A 22,000-nucleotide genomic window follows, 5' to 3' on the forward strand; every position below is an offset into this window, starting at 1 on the left:
GCAGCGCATCCGCAAGGCCGCCCCTCGCGCATTCCCCGCCCGATCCCGCGCATTCCCCGCCCGTACTCGTCGCCGATTTCCATCAACCTCGACGCCAACAGACCCGCCCGCGTCGCCGTGATCCACTTTCCCCCACATTTGTCGGTGCCGGCAGCGGTCCGGGCCTTGGGTGGCGCACACTCTAGGGCATGAGCACTTCCGCCGCACCGATCCGCCCGAGGGGGCACGAGGGCACCAACATCGCGGTCAGCGACCTGGCCACCGCGGTGCTGGCGCTTCGGGCCGCCGCGCAAAGGGCCGGCGGGATGGGGCTCGACGCGGCCTCCAGCGCCATGGTGCTGGGCCTTCTCGAGCACGGCCGGCGCACCATCGGCTACGCCCAGCTTCAGGCGACGTTCCAGGCCGACGCGACAGGCATCCACCGGCTGGACCCGGAAACCGCCACGGCCATCGACAACCTGGCCGCCGATCCCCGGAACCTGGCCGACGGCAGCGCAGCGGCCCCGCCGGAGCGCTTCGTCCCCGGCATGGCCGTGCACCGCAACACCGCCGAGTACCTGCAGGCGCACCTGCACATCTCCGCGACCGAGGCCCGCAGTCGGCTGACCGGTGCCCGGCTGCTCATCGCCCCTGCCCCGGCATCGCCGATTCCCGCCGACGGGGACGAAGCCGCGCAACCCGGGCATTCCGGCACCGGCACCGCGGGTTCGGCGCCGAGCTTCCCGGTGCTGGCCGGCACCGCGGCCGACGGCAGCGCGGACGTGGGGACCGTGGCCCAGCTGGCCGGCCGCCTCGAGTCCCTGCGGCCGCGCATTGCCGCCCGACCCGACGCGGCGAACCTGAACACCGCCATCGAGGAATCCCTGGCCCACGAGGCACGCACGGCGCCGCCGCGCAGCTGCCACAAGGCGCTGTCGGACTGGACGGCCTACCTCCAGGAGAACGGCGCGCCGATCACCGACGAGGAGATCCGCGCCAAGCGCGGCATGGTCTATCGCGGTTACCGCGAGGGCTGCGACGAGTACCTGTTGCGCTGCGACCCAATCGACTCCGAAACTCTCCTCGCCTTCGCCGAGGCCTGGAGCAACCCTCGCACCGACCGGGTCCCGCCCGCTTCCGCTTCCACCGCCGGACCCCCTTCGGGTCCGGGCACAGCGTCCTCGGCCACTTCGGTCCCCGGTCCGGCCGCGGAAAACGGACAGGGCTCACCGGCCTCCGGCAACAGCAAGGCCACCTCGGTCACCGGAGCCCCCGGAACCGCGGGCCTCCCGGCCCCGGAATGGGCCCTGGCCCCGGGCATCGACCCGGCCCTGGCGCCCCTAAGCGAACTGGCCTGCGGGACGCCTGCTTCCGACACCCCCGGAGCCTCGTCTTCGGAGGCGGCTTCCCGCACCTCCCCGCAGCTGCTGCTCGACGCCGTCCTCGCCGCGGTCTCCGGGGCACTCTCAGGCTCCGCGCCCCTGCAAAGCGGCGGGATGCCGGTGAAAATCGGTGTGCTGATCGGCTACCGCGCCTTGCTGGGCCAGTGCGAGGACGCCGGGATCACCGCCCACGGCCGCCCGATCTCCGCCGCCAACATCCGCCGCCTCGCCTGCAACGGCGACATCCTGCCCGCGGTGCTCGGCACCGACGGGGAGATCCTGGACCTGGGACGCGAATCCCGCAGCTTCTCCCCGGCCCAGCGCAAGGCCATCGCCCTCCGCGACCGCGGCTGCGCCGTCCCCGGCTGCCACCGCCCTGCCTCCACCTCCGAGGTCCACCACGTGGTGCCCTGGATGGAAGGCGGCCCGACCAGCGTCGACAACGGAGCAAGTCTGTGCCAACACCACCACCTGATGGTGCACGCCGGACTCATCACCCTGAAGATGATCAACGGGATTCCCTATGTCATCGCCCGCGCCGGCCAACCCCGCGGCGACCCGGAACGAAACCTCTTCTGGCACCCGGAGCTGCGCACCGCCGGCTACACCCCGCCGCTGTTCTCCGACTGAGTTCCTCCCGACGGATCCACCCGCCGCAAATCCCCGCCGCAACCTCCGCGGCAGGCCCATCGGCCCACGGGTCGATGGGCCGCGGGAATCCTCCAAAGTGCCAACATGACGCGCCCGGGGCCACGCCCAAAGTAGTTTGCGTCACCCTCGGCCGCTTCAAGATGCAAGCGGGCTCCCCGGGCAGCTAAGCTTAGGCGCGTGACCAACACACCCAGCACCCCAGAGCACCAGCCGGTTCTGGTCGTCGATTACGGGGCCCAGTACGCACAGCTGATTGCTCGGCGTGTACGCGAAGCCAACGTGTATTCGGAGATCGTCCCGCATACCTTCACCACCGAACAGATTCTCGCCAAGAACCCGGCGGCAATCATCCTCTCCGGAGGCCCCTCGAGCGTATACGCCGACGGTGCCCCGAGTGTCGGTGCCGACCTTTTTGAGGCAGGTGTGCCGGTCCTGGGCATCTGCTACGGCTTCCAGGCCATGGCCAACGCCCTCGGCGGCGTTGTCGCCGAGACCGGCTTGCGCGAATACGGTGCAACCGACGCCAGCTCCAGCGGAGCCGCACGCTCCATCCTGGCCGGCATCCCGGAAAACCAGAACGTCTGGATGAGCCACGGCGACTCCGTCTCCGTTGCCCCCGAGGGCTTCGAGGTCCTGGCCACCACGGCCGGCGCCCCCGTTGCCGCCTTCGCCAACGAGGCCAAGCGCCTCTACGGCGTGCAGTGGCACCCGGAGGTCAAGCACTCGGCCCACGGCCAGCAGGTGCTGGAGAACTTCCTGTACCACGGTGCCGGCCTTGACGGCTCGTGGACCGCTGCCAACATCCTGGACGAGCAGGTCGAAAAGATCCGCACCCAGGTCGGCGACGGCCGGGCCATCTGCGGCCTGTCCGGCGGCGTTGACTCCGCGGTGGCGGCCGCACTGGTGCAGCGCGCCATCGGCGACCAGCTCACCTGCGTGTTCGTGAACCACGGACTGCTGCGCGAAGGCGAAGCCGAACAGGTCGAAATGGACTTCGTCGCCGCCACCGGTGCGAAGCTCTACATCGCCGACGAGCGCGAACGCTTCCTGACCGCCCTTGACGGCGTGACGGATCCGGAAACCAAGCGCAAGATCATCGGCCGCGAATTTATCCGCGCCTTCGAGGCGGCGGAAACCGCGATCCTTGCCGAAGCTGCCGACTCCGGCCAGCCGGTGAAGTTCCTGGTGCAGGGAACCCTGTACCCGGACGTCGTGGAATCCGGCGGCGGCGAGGGTGCCTCCAACATCAAGAGCCACCACAACGTGGGCGGGCTGCCCGAGGACCTGGACTTCGAGCTGGTCGAGCCGCTGCGCGCGCTCTTCAAGGACGAGGTCCGTGCCGTGGGCAAGCAGCTTGGCCTGCCGGCCGAGATCGTCATGCGCCAGCCGTTCCCCGGCCCGGGCCTGGGCATCCGCATCATCGGTGCGGTCAACGAGGAACGCCTGGAACTGCTGCGCAAGGCCGACGCGATTGCCCGCGCCGAGCTCACCGCCGCCGGCCTGGACGAGGACGTCTGGCAGATGCCCGTCGTCCTGCTGGCCGACGTGCGCTCCGTGGGCGTGCAGGGCGACCACCGCACCTACGGCCACCCGATCGTGCTGCGCCCGGTGTCTTCCGAGGACGCCATGACCGCAGACTGGTCGCGCCTGCCCTACGACCTGCTGGCCCGGATCTCCAACCGGATCACCAACGAGGTCGACGGGGTCAACCGCGTGGTGCTGGACGTGACGTCCAAGCCGCCGGGAACCATCGAATGGGAGTAGGCCCGACGGCGTAGACGCGCCGGCGGCACAGTTCAGGGGGAAGCCTACGCGGGCTTCCCCCTGACCTGTTTTCACGCTGAACTGTTTCAAGCTGAGCTGTTTTCAAAGGGGGTGTGCCGTCCGCGGCCCCCCTGCATTCCGTCGGCGCACGGCGCTGCCGCCGCGGTCGCCGCGCACCGGCTGTTCAACCTTCGGACGCACGGGGTTAACCCCGCCGGCGGCCCGGCGCGGCGCAATGTGGCCCCGCGGCCGAATAGACCGGCGCCGAACGTGTTTTGGTTCGTCATCGCGCGCCCGTTTTGGACTAGGTTGGTAAGGGCTGAATGTATCCACGTGGCAACTCGCCGCGCGGGTGCGGCAGCATTCAGGCAAGAGGTGAAGGGACGGAATGGTGGCAGAGCACCAGCAGCACACAGATGAATTGGTCTCCACGTGGGTTGACTCCCTGGGCCCAGGGGTGGGAACCGACACGTTGCTGCGGTTTGCCCCCTCGGTGTCCAACAGCATCGACATCACCCACGCGCATCCTTCGGGGCTTGCCCAGTTCCTGGCAGGACGACGCACCCGGCTCTCCACGCTGCTGCGCGACTCGGACCAATACGATTCCGCCCGACGCACCGCCGACGCACTGCGCGGCAAGATCCGCGAGCTCTGGGACGAGCGCGGCATCGACGTCGGCTACCTCTCCGCCGGCCAGGCCAACTGGCGCGCCGTGCACGAAGGTCGCAGCGAGCAGTTCAACGCCCCCATCATGCTCGGGCGCATCGTGCTCTCGGTGCGCGATGACCAGGACGACTTCGAGATCCAGCTCATGGGCCGGGCGGAGTTCTCACCCGCGCTGCTGCGCTACCTGCGACGCCAGCACCGCCTGGACATCGACGTCGAGGCGATCAACGCCGCAGCCTATTCCATCGCCCGCTTCGACCCGACCCGCGCGATGGACGCGCTGCGCACCCAGGTCGCCGACGTCTCCGGCATGGTCATCGCCCACCGCTTGCTGATCTCCACCTTCGCCGACCTCGCCGACCCGGCGGACCCGGGCAGCATCGACATGCGGCACCCCGTGCTGGAAAAGCTTTTCGAGGCGGAGCTGAGCCGCGGCGAACGCGGCCCCGGCACCACCTCCAGCTCCACGGCCAAGACAGGCCACACCCGCCCCGCCCGCAGCAGCGACGAGCGCAACCCCGCCGACGAGCTGCTGTTGCTGGATGCCGACGAGTCCCAGCAGGCGGTGCTGGACCTCGTCGAGGCGGGGGAGTCGGTGGCCGTCAGCGCCCCGGCCGGCAGCGGACAGACCCAGACGGCGCTGAACGCCGCCGGCGTGCTGGCCTCCGCGGGCAAGCGCGTGCTGGTGGTGGCCGAAAGGCGCTCCAGCGCCGAGGAATTCGTGGCCCGCTTCGCCGGGCTGGACCTGGCCGGAACCGCGCTGCTGCTGAGCCCGGAGGACGACCCCGACGCGCTGCGCGACCTGCTGACCCGGGCGATCCTGCGCAACGAGCGCGCCACCGAACCGCAGCTGGGCAAGCTGCACGCCTCGCTGCGCGAACACCGCCACGCCTTGCTTGACCACGTGCGTTCGCTGCATTCCACCCGCGCCCGCTGGGGCTGCTCGCCCTACCGGGCCATGCAGGAACTGGCCCGGCTCACGTCGTTGGACCCCGCGCCCGCCACCAAGGTGCGGCTGAAGCGCTCGGTGCTCGACTCGATCACCAGCCGCACCGCCACCGCCGAGGAGCTCAAGCGCGCCGCGGAGCTCGGTGCCTTTGTCCGGGCCTCGGCCTCCAGCCCCTGGTACGGGGCGCGGCTGCGCAACAAGCGCGACACCGACACCGCCCTTGACCTGGTCACCGGCCTGCAGCGGGACCTGCCGATCCTGCGCGAGCACATGCTCAAGGTCGCCGCGCACTCCGAGATCCGCCTGGCCGACTCCTACAACAAGTGGGGCGAGCAGCTGGACCTGCTGGTGGCCGTGCGCTCGTCGCTGGACAAGTTCGAGTCCGACATCTTCGACAAGTCTGTGGAGGACCTGATCTCCGCCACCGCCTCCTCCTCCTGGCGCCGGGAGCGCGGCATCGAGATGAGCTCGATGACCCGCTCGCGGCTGCGCAAGGTCGCCAAGGACTACGTGCGCCCCGGCGTGCACGTCTCGGACCTGCAGTCCGCGCTCGAGGCCGTCCAGGAACAGCACCTGGCCTGGCGCCACCACGCAACCTCCCAGCGCCACCCGATGGTTCCCGCCGGGCTGCTGGACGTCAACGCCGGCTACCAGGACGCCGGTTCGCGCCTCGACAAGCTGGCGACGCTGCTGCCCGAGGCCGCCGGCCGCTCCCTGCGCGACGAGCCCGTCACCACCTTGCAGGAACGCATGGACGAGCTGCTGGAGCACAAGGGCGAGCTGGACCAGCTGCCCGAACGCACGCTGATCACCGAGCAGCTGGCCGAACACGGCCTGGGCGAGCTGATGGACGACTTCCGGTCGCGCAATGTCGCCCCCGAGGCCGTCGCCGCGGAACTGGATTTGGCCTGGTGGCAGTCGGCGCTGGAGGCCATGATCTCCGGCGACGACTTCCTGGCGATGAACGACGGGGACAAGCTGCGCCGGCTGGAGGCCGACTACCGGCTGGCCGACTCCGCGCACGTTTCCTCCGGCTCCTCGCGCCTACGCTGGGCGCTGGCCAAGGCGTGGAAGGCCGCACTGGCCGACCACCGGGCGGCATCGCGCGAGCTGCGGGCCATGCTCAAGGACGGGGAGCCCTCCGTCGCCGACCTCGCCGCACTCGGGGACTCCCTGCTGAACTCGCTGTGCCCGGTCTGGGTCGGTTCCCCGCTGCTGATCCCCGCCACCGTGCCTGCAGGAATGGAATTCGACGCGGTCATCCTGCTGGATGCCGATTCGCTCTCGCTGCGCTCGGTGCTGGGCTCCATTTCGCGCTCCGGGCAGGTCATCGCGTTCGGCGACACCATGATGGGCGCCCCGAACCCGTTCGAGGTCTCGGTGGATCCCACGGCGCACACCCGCGTCGAATCGGCCCCGATTTCCGCGATGGAATCCCTCCAGGAGGTGCTGCCGCTCATCCGGCTCTCCACCGCCTACCGCGGCATCGACGAGGGGCTCACCGAGTCCCTCTCGCACGACTTCTACGCCGGTTCGCTCTCCCGGCTGCCCGCCGCCCGCTCGCTGGGCGCCGGCACCCCGGCCCTGAAGGCCGAGTACGTGCCGGACGGCACCGGGTCCCTGGGCGCCGACGGTGAATCCGTCGAGACCACCGTGGCGGAGGTGCAACGCGTCGTCGACCTGGTCTTCACGCACCTGGCCCGCCGCGGCGACACCACCCTGGCCGTCATCGCCGGCAACCGCCGGCACGCCGCCGCCATCGCCGAGGGCATCCGCGTGCAGCTGCCCAACCACCCCTGGGCGACGAAGTACTTCCGCGCCGCCAAGGAACGCTTCCTGGTCACCAGCGTCGACCGCCTGGCCGGGCTGCAGCGCGACGCCATCATCCTCTCGGCGGGCTACGGCCGCACCACCCACGGCAAGACGGTGCACGACTTCGGCGCCCTGTCGCAGCCCGGCGGCGACGAGCTGTTCGTCAACGCCGTCACCCGCGCCCGCGAGTCGATGGTGCTGGTCTCGGCGCTGCGCCCGCAGGACATGGACCTGGCGCGCATGCGCTTCGGCGCCTACCGCTTCCTGGAGCTCTTCGGCCGGGTGCTCGGCGGGGATTCGGGCATGTCCTCGACCGCCACGCCGCTACAGGACCCGCTGGTCACCGACCTGATGTCCCGGCTCGCCGAGCGCGGGGCCATCGTCACCCAGCACTACCGCGGCGTGCTGGACATCGCCGCACACGCGCTGGACGTCACCGGCAACGGTGCGGCCGTGCCGCTGGCCGTGGTGTACGACGGCACCCAGGGCTACCGGGAACTCTCGGTGCGCGAGCGCAGCCGCCTGCGCCCGCAGCTTTTCGAGGCCCTGGGCTGGCGCTATGTGCCGCTGTGGACCATCGACGTGTTCTCCGACCCCGACAAGGTCGCCAACGAGCTCGCCGGCTTCCTGGCGCTTGACGCAGCCACGGGCAACGACGCAGCCCCCGGCGGCTCCACCGGTCCATCGACCGGCGGTTCGCGGAATGCCGGACGCCGGGAGTCGGACCTGGCCGATGCGTAGCCATGTCCGATGAGCCCGAAGCGCCGCGGCGAAAGAAACCGCGGCGCTTCACCGCACCCCCGCAACAGGTCAGCGAGTCGGCACTGGTCGGCGTCTTCGAACTGCCGCACGGAGCCGGACGCCCGGCGACGCTCCCGTCCACGGATGCCGGCACAGGGGTGGAAGCAGCGGCAGATACAGGGCCGGATGCAGGGGCAGATGCAGGGGCAGATGCAGGGGCCACCGCCGATGCTGCGCCTGCAACCACCCCGACACCGGCGAAGCCCGGCGACAAGCGGCCGGTCCTTGACCAGCAGGCGGCGGAAGACGATCCGCGGCGCTGGGGAGATGGGGACGACGACCTCGGCGACTGGCTAAAGTCCCAGCGTCCGCCCCACTGGGACTGATCCACCCGCACTTCCCGCCGACAGCCGCCCGACCTCCCCACCGACGGCCGTCCGCCATCCAAGCGGCCTACGGGTTGACCAGCACCACCGACACCTTGCCCCGTTGCGCCGCCGTGGAGAGCTGCTCGGCACTGCCAGCCCCGGCTCCCACCACGATCAAGCCGCCCTGCCCGGACGCGGTGGAAACGCTCCACGGTTCCTGGCCGTCGGGCTGGACCTGCGCCTCGGTCCACAGGATCGGCACCGCCCGCGCCAGCACCCGCGACTCCAGCTTCGTCTCAAATCCATTGCCCTCGGTCAGCACCACGTCGACGCGCTGCCCCGCCCGCACCAAGGACGCTGTTTGCTCGTCATCCAGGCGCAGCGGCACCGCGACTGATCCGGGTGCGAGTCCGGCCAGGAGCCCGGGCCCGATGACCATCGTGGGAAACACCGGCGTCCCGGCCAACAACGGAATCGCCAGCCGGGAGCCGGCGGCCGGCGGCTGGTTCCCGTAGGTGCCCTCTGGCGCCAGCGAACGCGGAACCGATTCGCGGCTCAGGTCCTCTGGCCGCAACAGGGAGCCGACGGGCAGGTCCCGGCCCGCCACCAGCACATCGATGCGTTCCTCCGTTGCGGGGGCGAGCACCGCCAGGGACACCGCCAGCGAGAGCATGGCGAGCGCCGCGGCAAGGTGCCTGCGGTACTTGGCAAACAATTCCCTGCCCGAGCGGCGGGGAACCCGGGCAGACGGAAACTGGCGCGGTACTTCGGTACGGCGAAAAAGTGACATGCATTAAGCAACGCATGGGCCCCACCCAAACGGATGAGGCCCTTGACGAGGTTGTTATGCCGCCGGGTAGCGACAATCCTGTGCGAGGAAGTGCATCCCGGTTCCCCGGGACCCGGGGGAAATGCGGGTCGGGCGGCATTCGGCACCCAGGAGGACCGCGCCTAAGCGGAAGTCGACGCCGAGGCGGAAACCTTGCTCGGGCTGCTGCTGCCGGTGCTGCTGCTGCTGGTGCTGCTGGTGCTGCTGGCGGCCGGGGTGCTGGAGCTTGTGGTGGAGCGCGAGTCGTTGCGGTAGAACCCGGAACCCTTGAACACCACGCCAACGCTGTTGAACTTCTTGCGCAACGCTCCCTGGCATTCGGGGCAGATGGTCAGTGCCTCGTCGCTGAAGGACTGGACAACCTCCATGGCATGGCCACAGTCCTTGCAGGCATAAACATAGGTAGGCATATTGATCCTTTCGCACGGGCGATGCGTGCCTGGCCGCGGGGGCCGGAGCACCTGGCGGCGCGGCCGGTCACCCGGACAAGCGACTGTTGAAGAGGGGAATGCGGGCACCGGGGGCGCCCGCCTACACCAATTCTATCGCACGTCCCGGCGGCTACTTGGTGAGGTTACGCACGCCGGAGGGCAGCGCGACGGCCTCGACGCGCTGGTCGAAGGGTTCGACGGGGAAGTGGCCGGCCGGTACGAACTCGTGCTCGAAGGCGATGCTCAGCAGCTTCGGGCGGCGCGCGGATTCCGGCAGGGACTGGATGAAGCGGTCGTAGTAGCCGCCGCCCTGCCCCAGCCGGTCCCCGTTTTCATCCACTGCCTGCGCCGGGACCAGGATGACGTCGACCTCCGCCATCAGCTCGGAGCCGTGGCGTTCGCCCACCGGTTCATCGATGGGCCCGGCTGCACTGCGGGCCATCTGGACCCCCGGGTACCAGCGGGACCAGGACAGGCGTCGCAGAGGCTCGCAGATCGGGACGTAGATCGTGTAGCCGGCGGTGTGCAGTTCCACCAACAGGGAGGCGGTGGGCGGTTCGGAGCCGTAGGACAGGAAGAAGGTCAGCGTCCGCCGCGGCGCGTTGTGCACCAGCCACGGGATCAGGTGGCCGGCCAACGACGCCATCTCCGATTCGCGCAGGGCAGGTCCCATGGCACGGCGGCGGGCGCGCAACAGGTTTCGGACTTCATCCTTGGGGTTCATCTCGCTCACATTCCACAGTCTAGGTCCGTGAGATGCGCGAGGTGGAAACCGCGCGACCTGGAAATCGGGCGACGCGGAAACCGGGTGGGAGCGCGGGAGCCCCCGAGCCAAGCATCCCCCCTGCTACCCGCGGCGGCCCGGCGGGTCGCCACGGGCAAGTTCCCGGCAGTGCGCCGTCGGTCGGCACGGTCGGCCCGGTCGGCACCGGGGGAATAGCTAAGATTGGTGCATGTCCGAATTTGATCGCCACTGGCCCGTCACCGTGCAGGGGCCGCGATTGCTGCTGCGCCCTCTGCGCCGCCGTGACAAGGCCGAATGGATGCATCTGCGCCGCAGCAACGACCGCTGGCTCGCCCCTTGGGACGCGACCCTGCCCGAGGGCACCGGGTACCCGGCGGACTTCGGACAGATGGTCGCCACGCAGAACCGCTCGGCGCGCCAAGGCCAGTGCCTGCCCTGGGCCATCGCCCTGCCCTCCATCCACACCAGACGCGCCCCGATCGTCGGGCAGCTGACGGTCTCCTCGATCGTGTGGGGCGCGGCGCGCAGCGGTTCCATCGGATACTGGGTCGACGCGCAGCACGCCGGGACCGGGATTGCGCCCGAAGCCGTCGCCATGGCGGTGGACCATTGCTTCACGGTCATGGGGCTGCACCGCATCGAAATCAACATCCGCCCGGAAAACGGCGCCAGCCTGCGCGTGGTCGAGAAGCTGGGCTTCCGCGACGAGGGCGTGCGCAAGGACTACCTGCACATCAACGGGCAGTGGGCCGACCACCGCAGCTTCGCGTTGACCGCAGCGGAAGTCCCGGAGGGCATGCTCAACCAATGGCTGGCCAGGACGCCGTAGCCAGTACGCCGTAGCGAGGACGCCGGCAAGGTCAAAATGTGGCGATATCGCAAATTAGTCCAGAGTATTGCCGGACACACCGGGTTGAATGCGGCACCATCCGCCGAAGCATGCTTAATGTGGTTGACGTGGACGTTTCACATTGACAACAATTTTGGGCGACGAAGCAGGACGCCGGGGGGAGTTGCACTGGATGGAAGCGCCACAACGGGGTAAATCGGCCGCTGCAAGGCGACGCCGTGGCAATCCGCAGGAGAAGTCAGTCGCCAGCCGACGGAGGAGCAACATGGCACCGGTAGCATCCAACGCTTCAGTCGCGTCACCATCGACTGGGCAGCGACCCTTGCGGATTTTTTACGACCGGGTGGCCATCGCCCTGCTCGGCTGCCTCTCCGTGCTGGCCCTGCCCATCGGCGGCGTGCTGGCCTTGGCGGGCGTGTTCTCCGGATGGGTGCCGTTGGTTGCCCTGCTCCTGGCCTTTGCAAGCTTCTCCGCGCTGCGCGGCCTGGCCGTGCGGGACAGGCGCGCCAAGCTGCTCGCCCGGCTGGAAACCACGCGGACCCGCGCCATGGAAACTGGTCGCGCCCCGAGCCCCGAACCGGCCCGCAAGACCGCGGTCGTCTTCGACGCCCAGCCGAACTCCAACAAGCGTGCCCCGCGCCTGACCGTGGAGGAATTGCGTGCCGAGGCACTGCGCATCGCCCACAAGGGTGCTGCCCTCCAGCGCCCCGAGGGCTGGGAGCCCACCGAGATCCCGTTGCCGCAATACGTCGTGGCCAACACCGTCCAGCGTCCGGCCCCGGCCCCGCTGCAGGCAGCTGCCGAGCTGAAGGCGTCCAGCACCGCTACGCTGCGTGCCCAGGAGGCCGCCGCCCGCCTGGCCGAAGCCGCCGGGACCGAAGGCGACGGCACCGACGACGTGCAGAAAATTCCCGCCATCCCGGCTGCCCCGCTGACCCAGCCGGTCCAGCCGGCCCGGCCCGTCGAGGCAACCGGGACCACCTCTGAGGTGTCCACGGATCCGGGGTACACCGGCGCCCAGCCCACCGGCACCTCCGATCCCGTGGGGAAGCCGGCGGCGGAGAACACTGCCGTCCGGGCACCGCGCGCCGAGGCCACCGACCGCATCAACCTCGACGACGTCATGCAGCGTCGCCGAGCCTGAGCCGCCACACCCCCCGTCTGCACCGATGAGCGCCAGCGCACCGGGCCCGGCCGACGCGGCGCAGCTTGCCGCGTTGGCCGCGGCCGTCCCCGAGCTGGTCCGCCGACTCGGCGGCAGCGGACCCATCGGCACCTGGGACCTTGAGGCCAACCGGTTGCGCATCCAGCATCGGCCCGGGGCCGGGATCAGCGCGATGTACCGCATGCCCGCGGGCACCGGATTCAACGAGCTGGGCGCCACCACCGAGAAGATCGCCGTCCCCGGCGTCGCAGCCACCACCATCGGCGCCGGCCCGCACACCCCCGGGATCACCGTCAGCGGCTGGATCCACCCCCGCGACCCCATGCTGCCCGACCTGGCCTCCGCCGCCGACCGGGCGCACGTGCAGCGGACCTGGGGCGAGGGAGAACGGCTCACGGGACTGAAGACCGTCGCCTACCGGCCACTGCGCCGCGCGGTGCTGCGCGCGACGTTCACCACGCTGGGACCGCTGCGCATCCCACGCACCGTCTTCCTGAAGGTGGGACACGCCCCCGCGATCACCGGGCTGCGCCTGCGCCACGAACTGCTCGCCGGCACCGGCATCCCGGTCCCTGCAATGCTGGGCCCGCGCAACCCCGGGATCCTGGCGCTGGAGGCCGGCCGCGGCGAATCGCTCGGGGCGGCCATCCGCCGGCACTCGGGAGCGGACCTTGACCCCAACGACTTCATCGCGCTGCTCGATGCGCTGCCGGCAGGGGTGATGCAGCTGGACGCCAGGGCTGCCTGGAGCGATTCGATCCAGCGCTACCGCCAGGCGGCCACGCTGGCTCTCCCGCACCGGGCCGCGGAGCTGGAGACGCTCGCGGCGCGGATCGCGGCGCACCTTTCCGCCTCAGACCGCGGCGAATTGGTGCCGGCGCACGGGGACTACTACGACGCCAACATCCTGCTGGAGGCCGGATCGATCAGTGCGCTGCTTGACCTCGACTCGCTGGGGCCGGGGTACCGGGTCGATGACCTGGCCTGCCTGCTGGGGCACTTGGCGATCCTGCCGTCGTTGGGGGAGAAGAACCGGGAGGCCGGCCCGGCGCTGGAGCGCTTCGGCGCGGTCTTTGAACGCCACGTCGATCCCCGCGCCCTGTGGGCGAGGTCGGCAGGGGTGGCGTTGACGCTGATTGCCGGTTCCCGAGGGCTCGGTGCCGACACGTGGGAGCAGGTGGCCGAGGCCCGGCTGCGGACGGTGGAGGAGCTGGTGCGACGCTCCGACGCGTTCGCCTGAGAGGATCCGCACCGTCTGGGTCCACGTCTTGGTCCACGTCTAGGTCCACAAGCACCCGGGACCTGCACTCCGGAACCCGCACTCCGGAACCCGCACTCCGGGACCCGCACCCGGAACCTGCGCGCCGGAACCGCCGGCAGGGCACCGCCCTAGTTCGGAAGGTCCTCGGGGATCGGCCCGCCCAGTCCCTTGTGGTGGCCGAAGACCAGCGTCGTTTCGGTGTGTCCCACGGACTCGTCGGTGGCCAGGTTGTCCAGCACCCAGTCGCGCAGGGCCTCGGTGGAACTCACGGCGATGTGCAGCAGGTAGTCGGTGACCCCGGAGACATGGAACATCGAAAGGACCTCCGGCAGCCGCGGCATCTTCTCGGTGAACCTGTCGATCTGCACGCGGTCGTGCACGCGCAGCTTCACCGAGATCAGCGCCTGCACGCTGCGCCCCACTGCCGGCAGGCTGACCTCCGCGTGGTAGCCGGTGAGCACCCCGCGCTCCACCAGGGCGCGGGTCCGCAGCAGCGCCGTGGACGGTGCGATCCCGGTGCGCTGCGCCAGCAACGCGTTGCTGATGCGTGCGTCATTGACCAGTTCCTGAATAATCCGACGGTCAACGGCGTCAAGTTCAACCGGTTGTTGCGGAAAAGTTGAAGGTGCCATGCTGATATTCCATCACAGTTGTGCTCGATCGGGAGATTTGGACCCCGGGGAAAACCCCTGCACACCCTAAAATGGACTCATGACTACCCCCGAACCCCAGGTCCACCGCGGCTTTGACACCCGGCTTGCCGCCTACTGCGTGGTGATCCGCGACGGAGCCATCCTGCTGGCGCTGTGGGACATGCGCGAGCGCGATGCCGGATTCGTGCCGCGCTGGACCTTGCCCGGCGGCGGCGTGGAACTCGGCGAGGACATCGATGCCGGAGCCGTGCGCGAGGTGGAGGAAGAGACCGGCTACACGGTGCGCATCGATTCGCTGCTCTCCGTGGACTCGGGCCTGATCCCGGCACACAAGCGCTACAGCGGCACCGAGTACCCCATGCAGACGGTCGCGGTCATCTATGCGGCCACGGTGACCGGCGGGGAGCTACGGCACGAGGCCAACGGCACCACCAGCCAGGCGGCCTGGTTCCGGCTCGAAGACGTCGCCGGGCTGAACCGCGTGGACCGCGTGGACGCCGCCATCGGGCTATACAGCGAACACCTGCGCAAGGAAAGCACCAGATGAGCGAAACGAACCACCCGCATCGCCACCGCCGCGCCCGGTGGTTTCGTGCCCCGGGGCTTCGCGCGCTCGGGCTCGGCGCCGCGCTGCTGGCCCTGGCCGGGTGCACCCCGGACGCCCAGGTGCCCATCTCGCAGGAGCAGACGGAACGTGAGCTGGTGCTCGTGCAGCGGCCCGATGCCACCTCCCAGGCCCTGGGCCACGCCTACAGGGACATCTTGGTCGACGCCGGGGTGTCGGCGCGCCTGGCGGAACCCGCGGCGGATCCGGTCGCGGAGGTCTTGGCCGGCCGGGCCGACGTCGCCGTGGCCGGATCCAGCGAGCTGCTCGCGGCCCTGGGCGAGGTCCCGGGTGCCAAGGACGACCAGGACCCGCAGAACGATGGCGACGCGTCCGACGCGTCCGGTGCGTCCGGTGCCCCGGGGTCCCCGGCTGCACCCGGAGACCTGGACGCAGCTGCCGTCAACACCCGATTGCATACGCTGACTCCAGAGGGCTTCGCCGTGCTGGACACCGCCGAGGCCGAGCGCACCGGGACCCTGGTCGTCACCGCCGCCACCGCCGCGGGCGAAAAGCTGGCGACCATCGACCAGCTCGGCCCGCTCTGCCCCGAGCTGGACTTCGGCATGACCCGTACGGTGCGGGCCACGCTCCTGCCGGCGCTTGGCCTGAAGGCATCGTGCACCCCCCGGGCGATCGTCGAGCTCACCGATGACCAGGCGCGCGGCGTCCTGCCGGTGATCAGCGATGCGGTCCAGGTGCAGGCGACGACGCTCGCGAATTCCGGGATCCAAGACAACGCCCTGGTGGTGCTGCAAGGTTCCGCCTCGCTCTTCGCCCCGGAAGCCCTGACCCCGGTGACCACCACCGACGGGGTGGGTCAGGATGCGATCGAGGCCATCAACAAGCTCTCCGCCGCGCTGAAGCAGGAGGACCTGCAGGACATCAACCGCATGGTCTCCGGCCGCGACGCGCTGCACCCCAAAAAGGCCGCCGCCGACTGGCTCGCCGACGAATCGCTGGTCAGCGCCCCATGATGACGCGCGGGCTTCACACTCGGCAGCCCCGCGAGGTTGCCTTGCTCACAGTCCGCGCCCGCCCCCGGCCCACAATGAGAAAGTAAGAGCATGCCAGAATTCAAGCAGTCCACGAAACTCCACAACGTCCTGTACGACATTCGCGGGCCGCTGCTGGAACACGCCCAGCGGATGGAGGCCGAGGGCCACCGGATCCTGAAGCTGAACATCGGCAATCCCGCGCCCTTCGGCTTTGAGGCACCGGACGCGATCCTGGTGGACATGATGCGCAACCTGCCGCAGGCGCAGGGCTACTCGGACTCCCGCGGCATCTTCTCCGCCCGCACCGCGGTCTCCCAGTACTACCAGACCCGCGGCATCCAGTCGATCAGCGTCGATGACATCTACCTGGGCAACGGCGTTTCCGAGCTGATCACGCTGTCGCTGAATGCGCTGCTGAACAACGGCGACGAGGTGCTGATCCCGGCCCCGGACTACCCGCTGTGGACCGCCTCGGTGTCGCTGGCCGGGGGCACCCCGGTGCACTACCTGAACGTCGAGGAGGAAGGCTGGCTGCCGGACCTTGAAGACATGGAAGCGAAGATCACCCCCCGCACCAAGGGCGTGGTGATCATCAACCCGAACAACCCCACCGGTGCCGTCTACCCGAAGGAGACCCTTGAGGGGATCCTGGAGCTGGCACGCAAGCACAACCTGGTGGTGTTCTCCGACGAGATCTACGAGAAGATCCTGTACGACGACGCGGTGCACATCAACACCGCCGCGCTGGCCGACGACGTGCTCATCCTGACCTTTTCCGGGCTCTCCAAGGCCTACCGGGTCTGCGGCTTCCGCTCCGGGTGGATGGCCATTTCCGGGCCCAAGCACCTGGCCAGCGACTACATCGAGGGCATCAACCTGCTCACCAACATGCGCCTGTGCGCCAACGTGCCCGGCCAGCACGCCATCCAGACGGCGCTGGGCGGCTACCAGTCCATCAACGACCTGATCCTGCCCGGCGGGCGGCTGAAGGAACAGCGCGACATCGCGTTCGACATGCTCAACGCGCTGCCCGGGGTCAGCTGCCAGCAGGCAAAGGGCGCGCTGTACCTCTTCCCGAAGCTGGACCGGGAAATGTACCCCATCCACAACGACGAGGCCTTCGCGCTGGAACTGCTCAAGCAGCAGAAGCTGCTGGTCTCCCACGGCACCGCGTTCAACTGGGTGGCCCCGGACCACTTCCGGCTGGTTACCCTGCCGTCGGTGCGCGACCTGCAGGACGCCATCGGCCGCATCGGCGAGTTCCTCGAGGACCTGCGCGAGGGCAAGGTCGGCGTCTAGGTCAGGCACCGGCCCCGCTGCCGCCGGTGCCCGGGCGAGGACCCCGGCACCGGCCGGTTCACGGCACGTCCCCCCCTGCCGAGCAGGTGGTGACGCCGGTCATCGGCACAGGTCATTGGCGCAGGTCATTGACGGGATGGCGCCGCCAGGTGTCGTACGCTGAAAGCCCTGGCCCCCCATCCCGAAAGCGGCACGCATGAGCAAGAAGACTAAGATCGCGGTTCCCTCCGTTCCCTTCGATGAACCCGCGCACCGGTTGTTCGCGGCCGGGGCGGATTTCCGGCTGGCCGATGTCGCCCCGACCGCGAAGCCGGGCTACCTCGGCGACAAGAAGAGCGGCGCCGTGGACCTGGCGGCCGTCGGCGCGGCGCTGGGCGAATTGCAGGAGCGGTTCTTCGCCGCCTCGCGGGCAGGTGCCCCGCACAAGATCCTGCTGGTGCTCCAGGGGATGGACACCTCGGGCAAGGGCGGCATCGTGCGCCACGTCGTCGGGACCGTCGATCCGCAGGGCGTCAGCCACCACGCCTTCAAGGCACCCACCGCCGCCGAGGCCAAGCGCGATTTCCTCTGGCGCATCGCGCGCCAGCTGCCCAAGAGCGGGTATATCGGGGTCTTTGACCGCTCGCACTACGAGGACGTGCTGATCCACAAGGTCAGGGAGCTTTCGCCGGCGGAGGAGATCGAGCGCCGCTACGGCGCCATCAACGACTTCGAGCAGAACCTGGCGGACAAGAACACCACGATCATCAAGGTCATGCTGCACATCTCCAAGGACGAGCAGCGCGCGCGCCTGTCCGAACGCCTGGAGCGTGAAGACAAGCACTGGAAGTTCAATCCCGGGGACATCGACGAGCGCGGGTACTGGGATGACTACATGGGCGCCTACGAGGCCGCCATCCAGCGCACCGGCACCGTCGCGGCGCCGTGGTTCGTCGTCCCGGCGGACCGGAAATGGTACGCCCGGCTGGCGGTGGCCACGCTGTTGCGCGAGGCACTGGAGGCCATCGACCCGCAGTGGCCGGCAGCAGACTTCGATGTCGCAGAGCAGCGCCGCCGGCTGGCCGCTTCCTAGGGACCTGCCGCAAAACACGCGCCGCAAAACACACGCCGCAAAATTCACGCCGCGGGACCCGGTAACCTCACTCGGGGGAGGACGCCCCGTTGTCCTTGCGCGCGGCGTCCAGGCGCGCGGTGGCACCCTGCAGCCAGGCCTCGCACCGGGCGGCCAGCGCCTCGCCGCGTTCCCACAGAGCCAGGGACTGCTCCAGTGTGGCGGCACCGGCCTCGAGCTGCGCGACGACGGCCACGAGTTCCTCGCGCGCCTGCTCGTAGCTCAGCGCGGCGATGTCGTTGGTTGCTGCTTCGGGGTTCATGGGGTGTTTCCTTCTTCCGGGGTGTGGCTGTGGGTGACGGTGGCGGCGAGCCGCCCGCGGGCCAGGCGCACCTGGACCTCGCTGCCGGTCGGGGCCTGCTCGGCGGAGCGGACAATGTCCCCGGATTCCAGCTGGATGACCGCATAGCCGCGGTCAAGGGTCTGCTGCGGGGACAGGGCGCGGACCTGGGCGCGCAGGTGCGCAATGGAATCGTGGCCGCGGGCCAGCGAGGCGCGCATGGCCAGGGTGCTGCGTTGGCCCAGCCGCACGAGGTCCTCGCGCCGTCCCTGCACCATGGATTCCGGGTTGGACAGCACCGGGCGTGCCCGCAGCGAGGCGATGCGCTGGGTCTCGCGCTCCACGTTGGCGCGCACCGCGCGGTCCAGCCGGTTCCGGGCCTGGGCCAGGTTGGCCAGCTCCTCGGCGAGGTCGGGCACCACGCGCTTGGCGGCGTCGGTGGGGGTGGAGGCGCGCACGTCGGCCACGTCGTCAAGGATCGGACGGTCGGCCTCGTGCCCGATGGCGGAGATCACGGGGGTCGTGCAGGCGGCGACCGCGCGCACCAGGTCCTCGGAGCTGAAGGGCAGCAGGTCCTCCAGCGCGCCGCCGCCGCGGGCGATGATGATCACCTCGACGTCGGGGTTGGCGTCCAGCTCGCGCAGCGCGGCGGTGACCTCCGCGACGGCGTTGACACCCTGGACGGCGGTGTTGCGGATGTCGAATTGGACGGCGGGCCAGCGCAGCGTGGCATTGCGCACCACGTCCTTTTCCGCGTCCGAGTCGCGCCCGGTGACCAGCCCGATGCGGCCAGGCAGCAGCGGCAACGGCCGCTTGCGCGCGGGGTCGAAGAGGCCCTCGTCGAAGAGCGCGCGGCGCAGGCGCTCCAGGCGGGCCAGCAGGTCGCCGAGCCCCACGGGGCGCAGATCCGAGGCGTTGAGCGAGAGCCGGCCGGTCTTGGCGTAGAAGCTGGGCTTCACCCGCGCCACCACGCGGGAGCCGACCTCCGGGGGCGTGTCCAGCGAGCGCATCACCGAGGCCCAGACGGTCACCGAAAACGAGTAGTCGACATCCACGTCGCGCAGCGTCAGGTAGGCGTGGCCGTTGCGGACATTGGCCTCCAGCAGCTGGCCCTCCACCCAGGATTCGGGGGAGTTCTCAATGTGCTGCTTCAATTTTTCGCTCAGCACCCGCAGCGGCCAGGGGTTCTGCGGGGTGGTCGCCGCGGCGGTGCGCGGCAGCGAACCTTGTGCTTCTTGTGCTTGCTCCACGTGGGTGCGCGCCTTCCTTGGTGCTGGATTTCGAAACTACACCAACTCCCATTGATACCAGTAACGTGGGACAAAACGCTGCTGCCGGGCACCAGTGCCCCCGCACCGGCGCCGAACCAGCAGGAGCAACGTGAGAATCGCAACAGCCGCCCGCAATATCCTCGCCATCGTCCTGCTGGTGCTCGCCGTGCTGTTGGGCACCGGGTCGCTGCTCGGGTCCGCGGCCACCACCGTGGTCGACACCCCCGAACCGCTCCAGCGCATCCTAGGCCCACTGGCCACCGAGCCCCAGCTGCGCCGGGTGCTGCCCGGTGAACTCGGCGCCGCGTTGGAAGAGCGGATCACCGGGGGCGCCGCGGTGCCCCCGCAGTTGGCCGGCGCGCTGCAAAACGCCATCGCCGCCGCCGGTGCGGCGATGCTCGATGACCCTGGGTTCCCCGCCGCGTGGGAGCAGACCATCGAAGAGGCCAGGGCCGACTTCACCGCCCGCATGGCCGAAGCGAAGGGCACCGAGCAGGTCACGCTGCGCCTTGACCTGGCCCCGCTGCTGGGCAGCGGATGGGACACGCTGCAAGCATCCCTCGAGGGCTCGGTGCTCGGCGCCCTGCTGCCCACCGACGTCTCGATGCCGCCGGCGGTGCTGGAGACCGGCTGGCCCGACGCCCAACAGCTGCCAACCCAGACCCTGAACACCTGGCTGGCCGTGGCGCGCGGCTGGCCCTGGCTGTTGGCCGGGGCGCTGGTTGCGGCCGCGGCCGGGTTGCTGCTGGCCTCCAGGGGCGGGCGGCCATGGGCGGTGTTCGCCGCCGGGTGCACGGCCCTGGCACTGGGCGGCGCGGCGCGCCTGTGGTTCGCCGTCCTCGGACCGGATATCGCCCCGGCGCAGGGAGCCGCCGTGGAGAGCTTGGTCACCGGCAGACTGCTGGGCGCACTGGAGGAAGAGGTCGGGAGAATCGCCGCGATCCTTGGCGGCGGCGGCATCGTGCTGGTGATCGCGGGAATCGGGTGGGCCATCATGGCCGGCCTCGCCGCGCGTCGGGCCCCGCACCGCGGCTAGGCCGGTGGCTGAATCCACACCCCCGATTTTGCGTGCCCCAGTAGACTTGGAGCCATGGCTACCAGTTCCACCGTTCAGGTCTCCCTTCCGATGCCCAAGATCCCGCGAACCCGTCGCACACCGGCCGACATCGCCGCCGCAGCACCGGTGAGCGGGGAACGCAACGTCCTGTTGGCCGCCCCGCGCGGCTACTGCGCCGGCGTCGACCGAGCCGTCATCGCGGTGGAAAAGGCGTTGGAGCACTACGGCGCGCCGGTCTACGTGCGCAAGCAGATCGTGCACAACCTCCATGTGGTCTCCACCCTTGAGGCGCGCGGCGCGATCTTCGTGGAGGAAAACGAGGAGGTGCCCGAGGGCGCACTGGTCGTATTCTCCGCCCACGGCGTTTCCCCGGCAGTGGTGCAGTCCGCCGCGGACCGCAACCTGCGCACCATCGACGCCACCTGCCCGCTGGTCACCAAGGTGCACAAGGAGGCCGTCCGCTTCGCCAAGGACGACTATGAGATCCTGCTGATCGGGCACGAAGGCCACGAAGAGGTCGAGGGCACCTACGGCGAGGCGCCGGAGCACACGCAGATCGTGAACAACCCCGACGAGGCCGACACCATCGAGGTCAAGAACCCCGATAAGCTCATCTGGCTCTCGCAGACGACCCTGAGCGTGGACGAGACCATGGAGACCGTGCGACGCCTGCGCGCCCGCTTCCCCAACCTGCAGGATCCGCCCAGCGATGACATCTGCTACGCGACGACCAACCGCCAGGCAGCGATCAAGGCAGTGGCCCCGCAGAGTGAACTGGTCATCGTCGTCGGTTCCTCGAACTCGTCGAACTCGGTGCGCCTGGTCGAGGTGGCCCTGGAATACGGGGCGAAGGCCGCATACCGCGTGGACTACGCCTCCGAGGTCGACGAGACCTGGTTCGAGGGCGTGGCCACCGTCGGGGTGACCTCCGGCGCCTCGGTCCCCGAGGTCTTGGTGCGCGATGTGCTGGCCCTGCTGGCCGAGTACGGCTACGGCACCGTCGAGGAAGTCACCACGGCGCAGGAAGACATCCTCTTCTCTTTGCCCAAGGAGATCCGCGCCAAGCTCAAGGAGGCCGGCGACGACTCCCGCGGCCCGGGCGGCCGCATTACCAAGTCTGACATCAGCAGCTAG

General features: G+C 69.8%; 19 protein-coding genes. 13 read left to right on the top strand and 6 right to left on the bottom strand.

Annotated features, from left to right (window positions below; translation table 11 throughout):
- Positions 1-188 precede the first annotated feature (188 nt).
- The 4 genes from ACIPUB_RS05240 to ACIPUB_RS05255 all read left to right on the top strand — a co-directional run bounded on the left by ACIPUB_RS05240 (position 189) and on the right by ACIPUB_RS05255 (position 8,330).
- Positions 189-1,991, top strand: coding sequence for a DUF222 domain-containing protein (locus ACIPUB_RS05240; RefSeq protein ID WP_407606407.1), 1,803 nt, complete (start codon positions 189-191; stop codon positions 1,989-1,991).
- A 198-nt stretch (positions 1,992-2,189) separates the two neighbouring features.
- A complete protein-coding gene (guaA, locus tag ACIPUB_RS05245; RefSeq protein ID WP_407606408.1) occupies positions 2,190-3,776 on the top strand; it encodes a glutamine-hydrolyzing GMP synthase in 1,587 nt (528 codons plus the stop codon).
- Positions 3,777-4,164: 388 nt separating this feature from the next.
- A complete protein-coding gene (locus ACIPUB_RS05250; protein WP_407606409.1) occupies positions 4,165-7,944 on the top strand; it encodes a DNA helicase in 3,780 nt (1,259 codons plus the stop codon).
- 2 nt (positions 7,945-7,946) lie between these two features.
- A complete protein-coding gene (locus ACIPUB_RS05255) occupies positions 7,947-8,330 on the top strand; it encodes a hypothetical protein (protein ID WP_407606410.1) in 384 nt (127 codons plus the stop codon).
- A gap of 67 nt (positions 8,331-8,397) precedes the next feature.
- On the opposite strand, the gene cpaB is transcribed toward ACIPUB_RS05255, so the two are convergent.
- The 3 genes from cpaB to ACIPUB_RS05270 all read right to left on the bottom strand — a co-directional run bounded on the left by cpaB (position 8,398) and on the right by ACIPUB_RS05270 (position 10,296).
- A complete protein-coding gene (cpaB, locus tag ACIPUB_RS05260; RefSeq protein WP_407606411.1) occupies positions 8,398-9,102 on the bottom strand; it encodes a Flp pilus assembly protein CpaB in 705 nt (234 codons plus the stop codon).
- 161 nt (positions 9,103-9,263) lie between these two features.
- Complete coding sequence (locus ACIPUB_RS05265) at positions 9,264-9,551, bottom strand: FmdB family zinc ribbon protein (protein ID WP_407606412.1); 288 nt, start codon at positions 9,549-9,551, stop codon at positions 9,264-9,266.
- 151 nt (positions 9,552-9,702) lie between these two features.
- Positions 9,703-10,296, bottom strand: a complete 594-nt coding sequence (locus tag ACIPUB_RS05270; RefSeq protein ID WP_407606480.1) for a 5-formyltetrahydrofolate cyclo-ligase — start codon at positions 10,294-10,296, stop codon at positions 9,703-9,705.
- Positions 10,297-10,525: 229 nt separating this feature from the next.
- On the opposite strand from ACIPUB_RS05270, the gene ACIPUB_RS05275 reads away from it, so the two are divergent.
- From ACIPUB_RS05275 to ACIPUB_RS05285, 3 genes are all read left to right on the top strand, one after another.
- On the top strand, positions 10,526-11,146 hold the full coding sequence (locus ACIPUB_RS05275) for a GNAT family N-acetyltransferase (RefSeq protein ID WP_407606413.1): 621 nt from the start codon (positions 10,526-10,528) through the stop codon (positions 11,144-11,146).
- A 343-nt stretch (positions 11,147-11,489) separates the two neighbouring features.
- A complete protein-coding gene (locus ACIPUB_RS05280; RefSeq protein WP_407606414.1) occupies positions 11,490-12,311 on the top strand; it encodes a hypothetical protein in 822 nt (273 codons plus the stop codon).
- 25 nt (positions 12,312-12,336) lie between these two features.
- Entirely contained in the window at positions 12,337-13,572 is a 1,236-nt protein-coding gene (locus ACIPUB_RS05285; protein ID WP_407606415.1) for a phosphotransferase, read from the top strand.
- Positions 13,573-13,721: 149 nt separating this feature from the next.
- Here ACIPUB_RS05285 and ACIPUB_RS05290 read toward each other — a convergent pair whose 3' ends face one another.
- Positions 13,722-14,225, bottom strand: a complete 504-nt coding sequence (locus ACIPUB_RS05290) for an Lrp/AsnC family transcriptional regulator (protein ID WP_407606416.1) — start codon at positions 14,223-14,225, stop codon at positions 13,722-13,724.
- A 79-nt stretch (positions 14,226-14,304) separates the two neighbouring features.
- On the opposite strand from ACIPUB_RS05290, the gene ACIPUB_RS05295 reads away from it, so the two are divergent.
- The 4 genes from ACIPUB_RS05295 (at position 14,305) to ACIPUB_RS05310 (ending at position 18,219) form a co-directional block, all read left to right on the top strand.
- Entirely contained in the window at positions 14,305-14,793 is a 489-nt protein-coding gene (locus tag ACIPUB_RS05295; protein ID WP_407606417.1) for an NUDIX hydrolase, read from the top strand.
- Entirely contained in the window at positions 14,790-15,827 is a 1,038-nt protein-coding gene (locus tag ACIPUB_RS05300) for a glycine betaine ABC transporter substrate-binding protein (RefSeq protein ID WP_407606418.1), read from the top strand. The genes ACIPUB_RS05295 and ACIPUB_RS05300 overlap by 4 nt, the downstream gene beginning before the upstream one ends.
- Positions 15,828-15,917: 90 nt before the next feature.
- Positions 15,918-17,147 (top strand): pyridoxal phosphate-dependent aminotransferase, encoded by a 1,230-nt coding sequence (locus ACIPUB_RS05305; RefSeq protein ID WP_407606419.1) that lies wholly within the window; start codon positions 15,918-15,920, stop codon positions 17,145-17,147.
- 196 nt (positions 17,148-17,343) lie between these two features.
- A complete protein-coding gene (locus ACIPUB_RS05310) occupies positions 17,344-18,219 on the top strand; it encodes a PPK2 family polyphosphate kinase (RefSeq protein WP_407606420.1) in 876 nt (291 codons plus the stop codon).
- A 67-nt stretch (positions 18,220-18,286) separates the two neighbouring features.
- Here the strand turns inward: ACIPUB_RS05310 and ACIPUB_RS05315 are convergent, their stop codons facing one another.
- Positions 18,287-18,520, bottom strand: coding sequence for an exodeoxyribonuclease VII small subunit (locus ACIPUB_RS05315; protein ID WP_310292772.1), 234 nt, complete (start codon positions 18,518-18,520; stop codon positions 18,287-18,289).
- Positions 18,517-19,788: an exodeoxyribonuclease VII large subunit gene (gene xseA / locus ACIPUB_RS05320; RefSeq protein WP_310292775.1), complete on the bottom strand. Its 1,272-nt coding sequence runs from the start codon at positions 19,786-19,788 to the stop codon at positions 18,517-18,519. Before xseA ends, ACIPUB_RS05315 begins: the two co-directional genes overlap by 4 nt.
- A gap of 130 nt (positions 19,789-19,918) precedes the next feature.
- Between xseA and ACIPUB_RS05325 the strand changes: the two genes are divergently transcribed.
- Together ACIPUB_RS05325 and ACIPUB_RS05330 are read left to right on the top strand one after the other, a co-directional pair.
- A complete protein-coding gene (locus tag ACIPUB_RS05325; protein ID WP_407606421.1) occupies positions 19,919-20,845 on the top strand; it encodes a hypothetical protein in 927 nt (308 codons plus the stop codon).
- A gap of 54 nt (positions 20,846-20,899) precedes the next feature.
- Positions 20,900-22,000 (top strand): 4-hydroxy-3-methylbut-2-enyl diphosphate reductase, encoded by a 1,101-nt coding sequence (locus ACIPUB_RS05330; RefSeq protein WP_407606422.1) that lies wholly within the window; start codon positions 20,900-20,902, stop codon positions 21,998-22,000.

Origin of the sequence: Paeniglutamicibacter sp. ORCA_105, assembly GCF_045798545.1 — a bacterium.
In the GTDB taxonomy this organism is placed as follows: domain Bacteria; phylum Actinomycetota; class Actinomycetes; order Actinomycetales; family Micrococcaceae; genus Paeniglutamicibacter; species Paeniglutamicibacter sulfureus.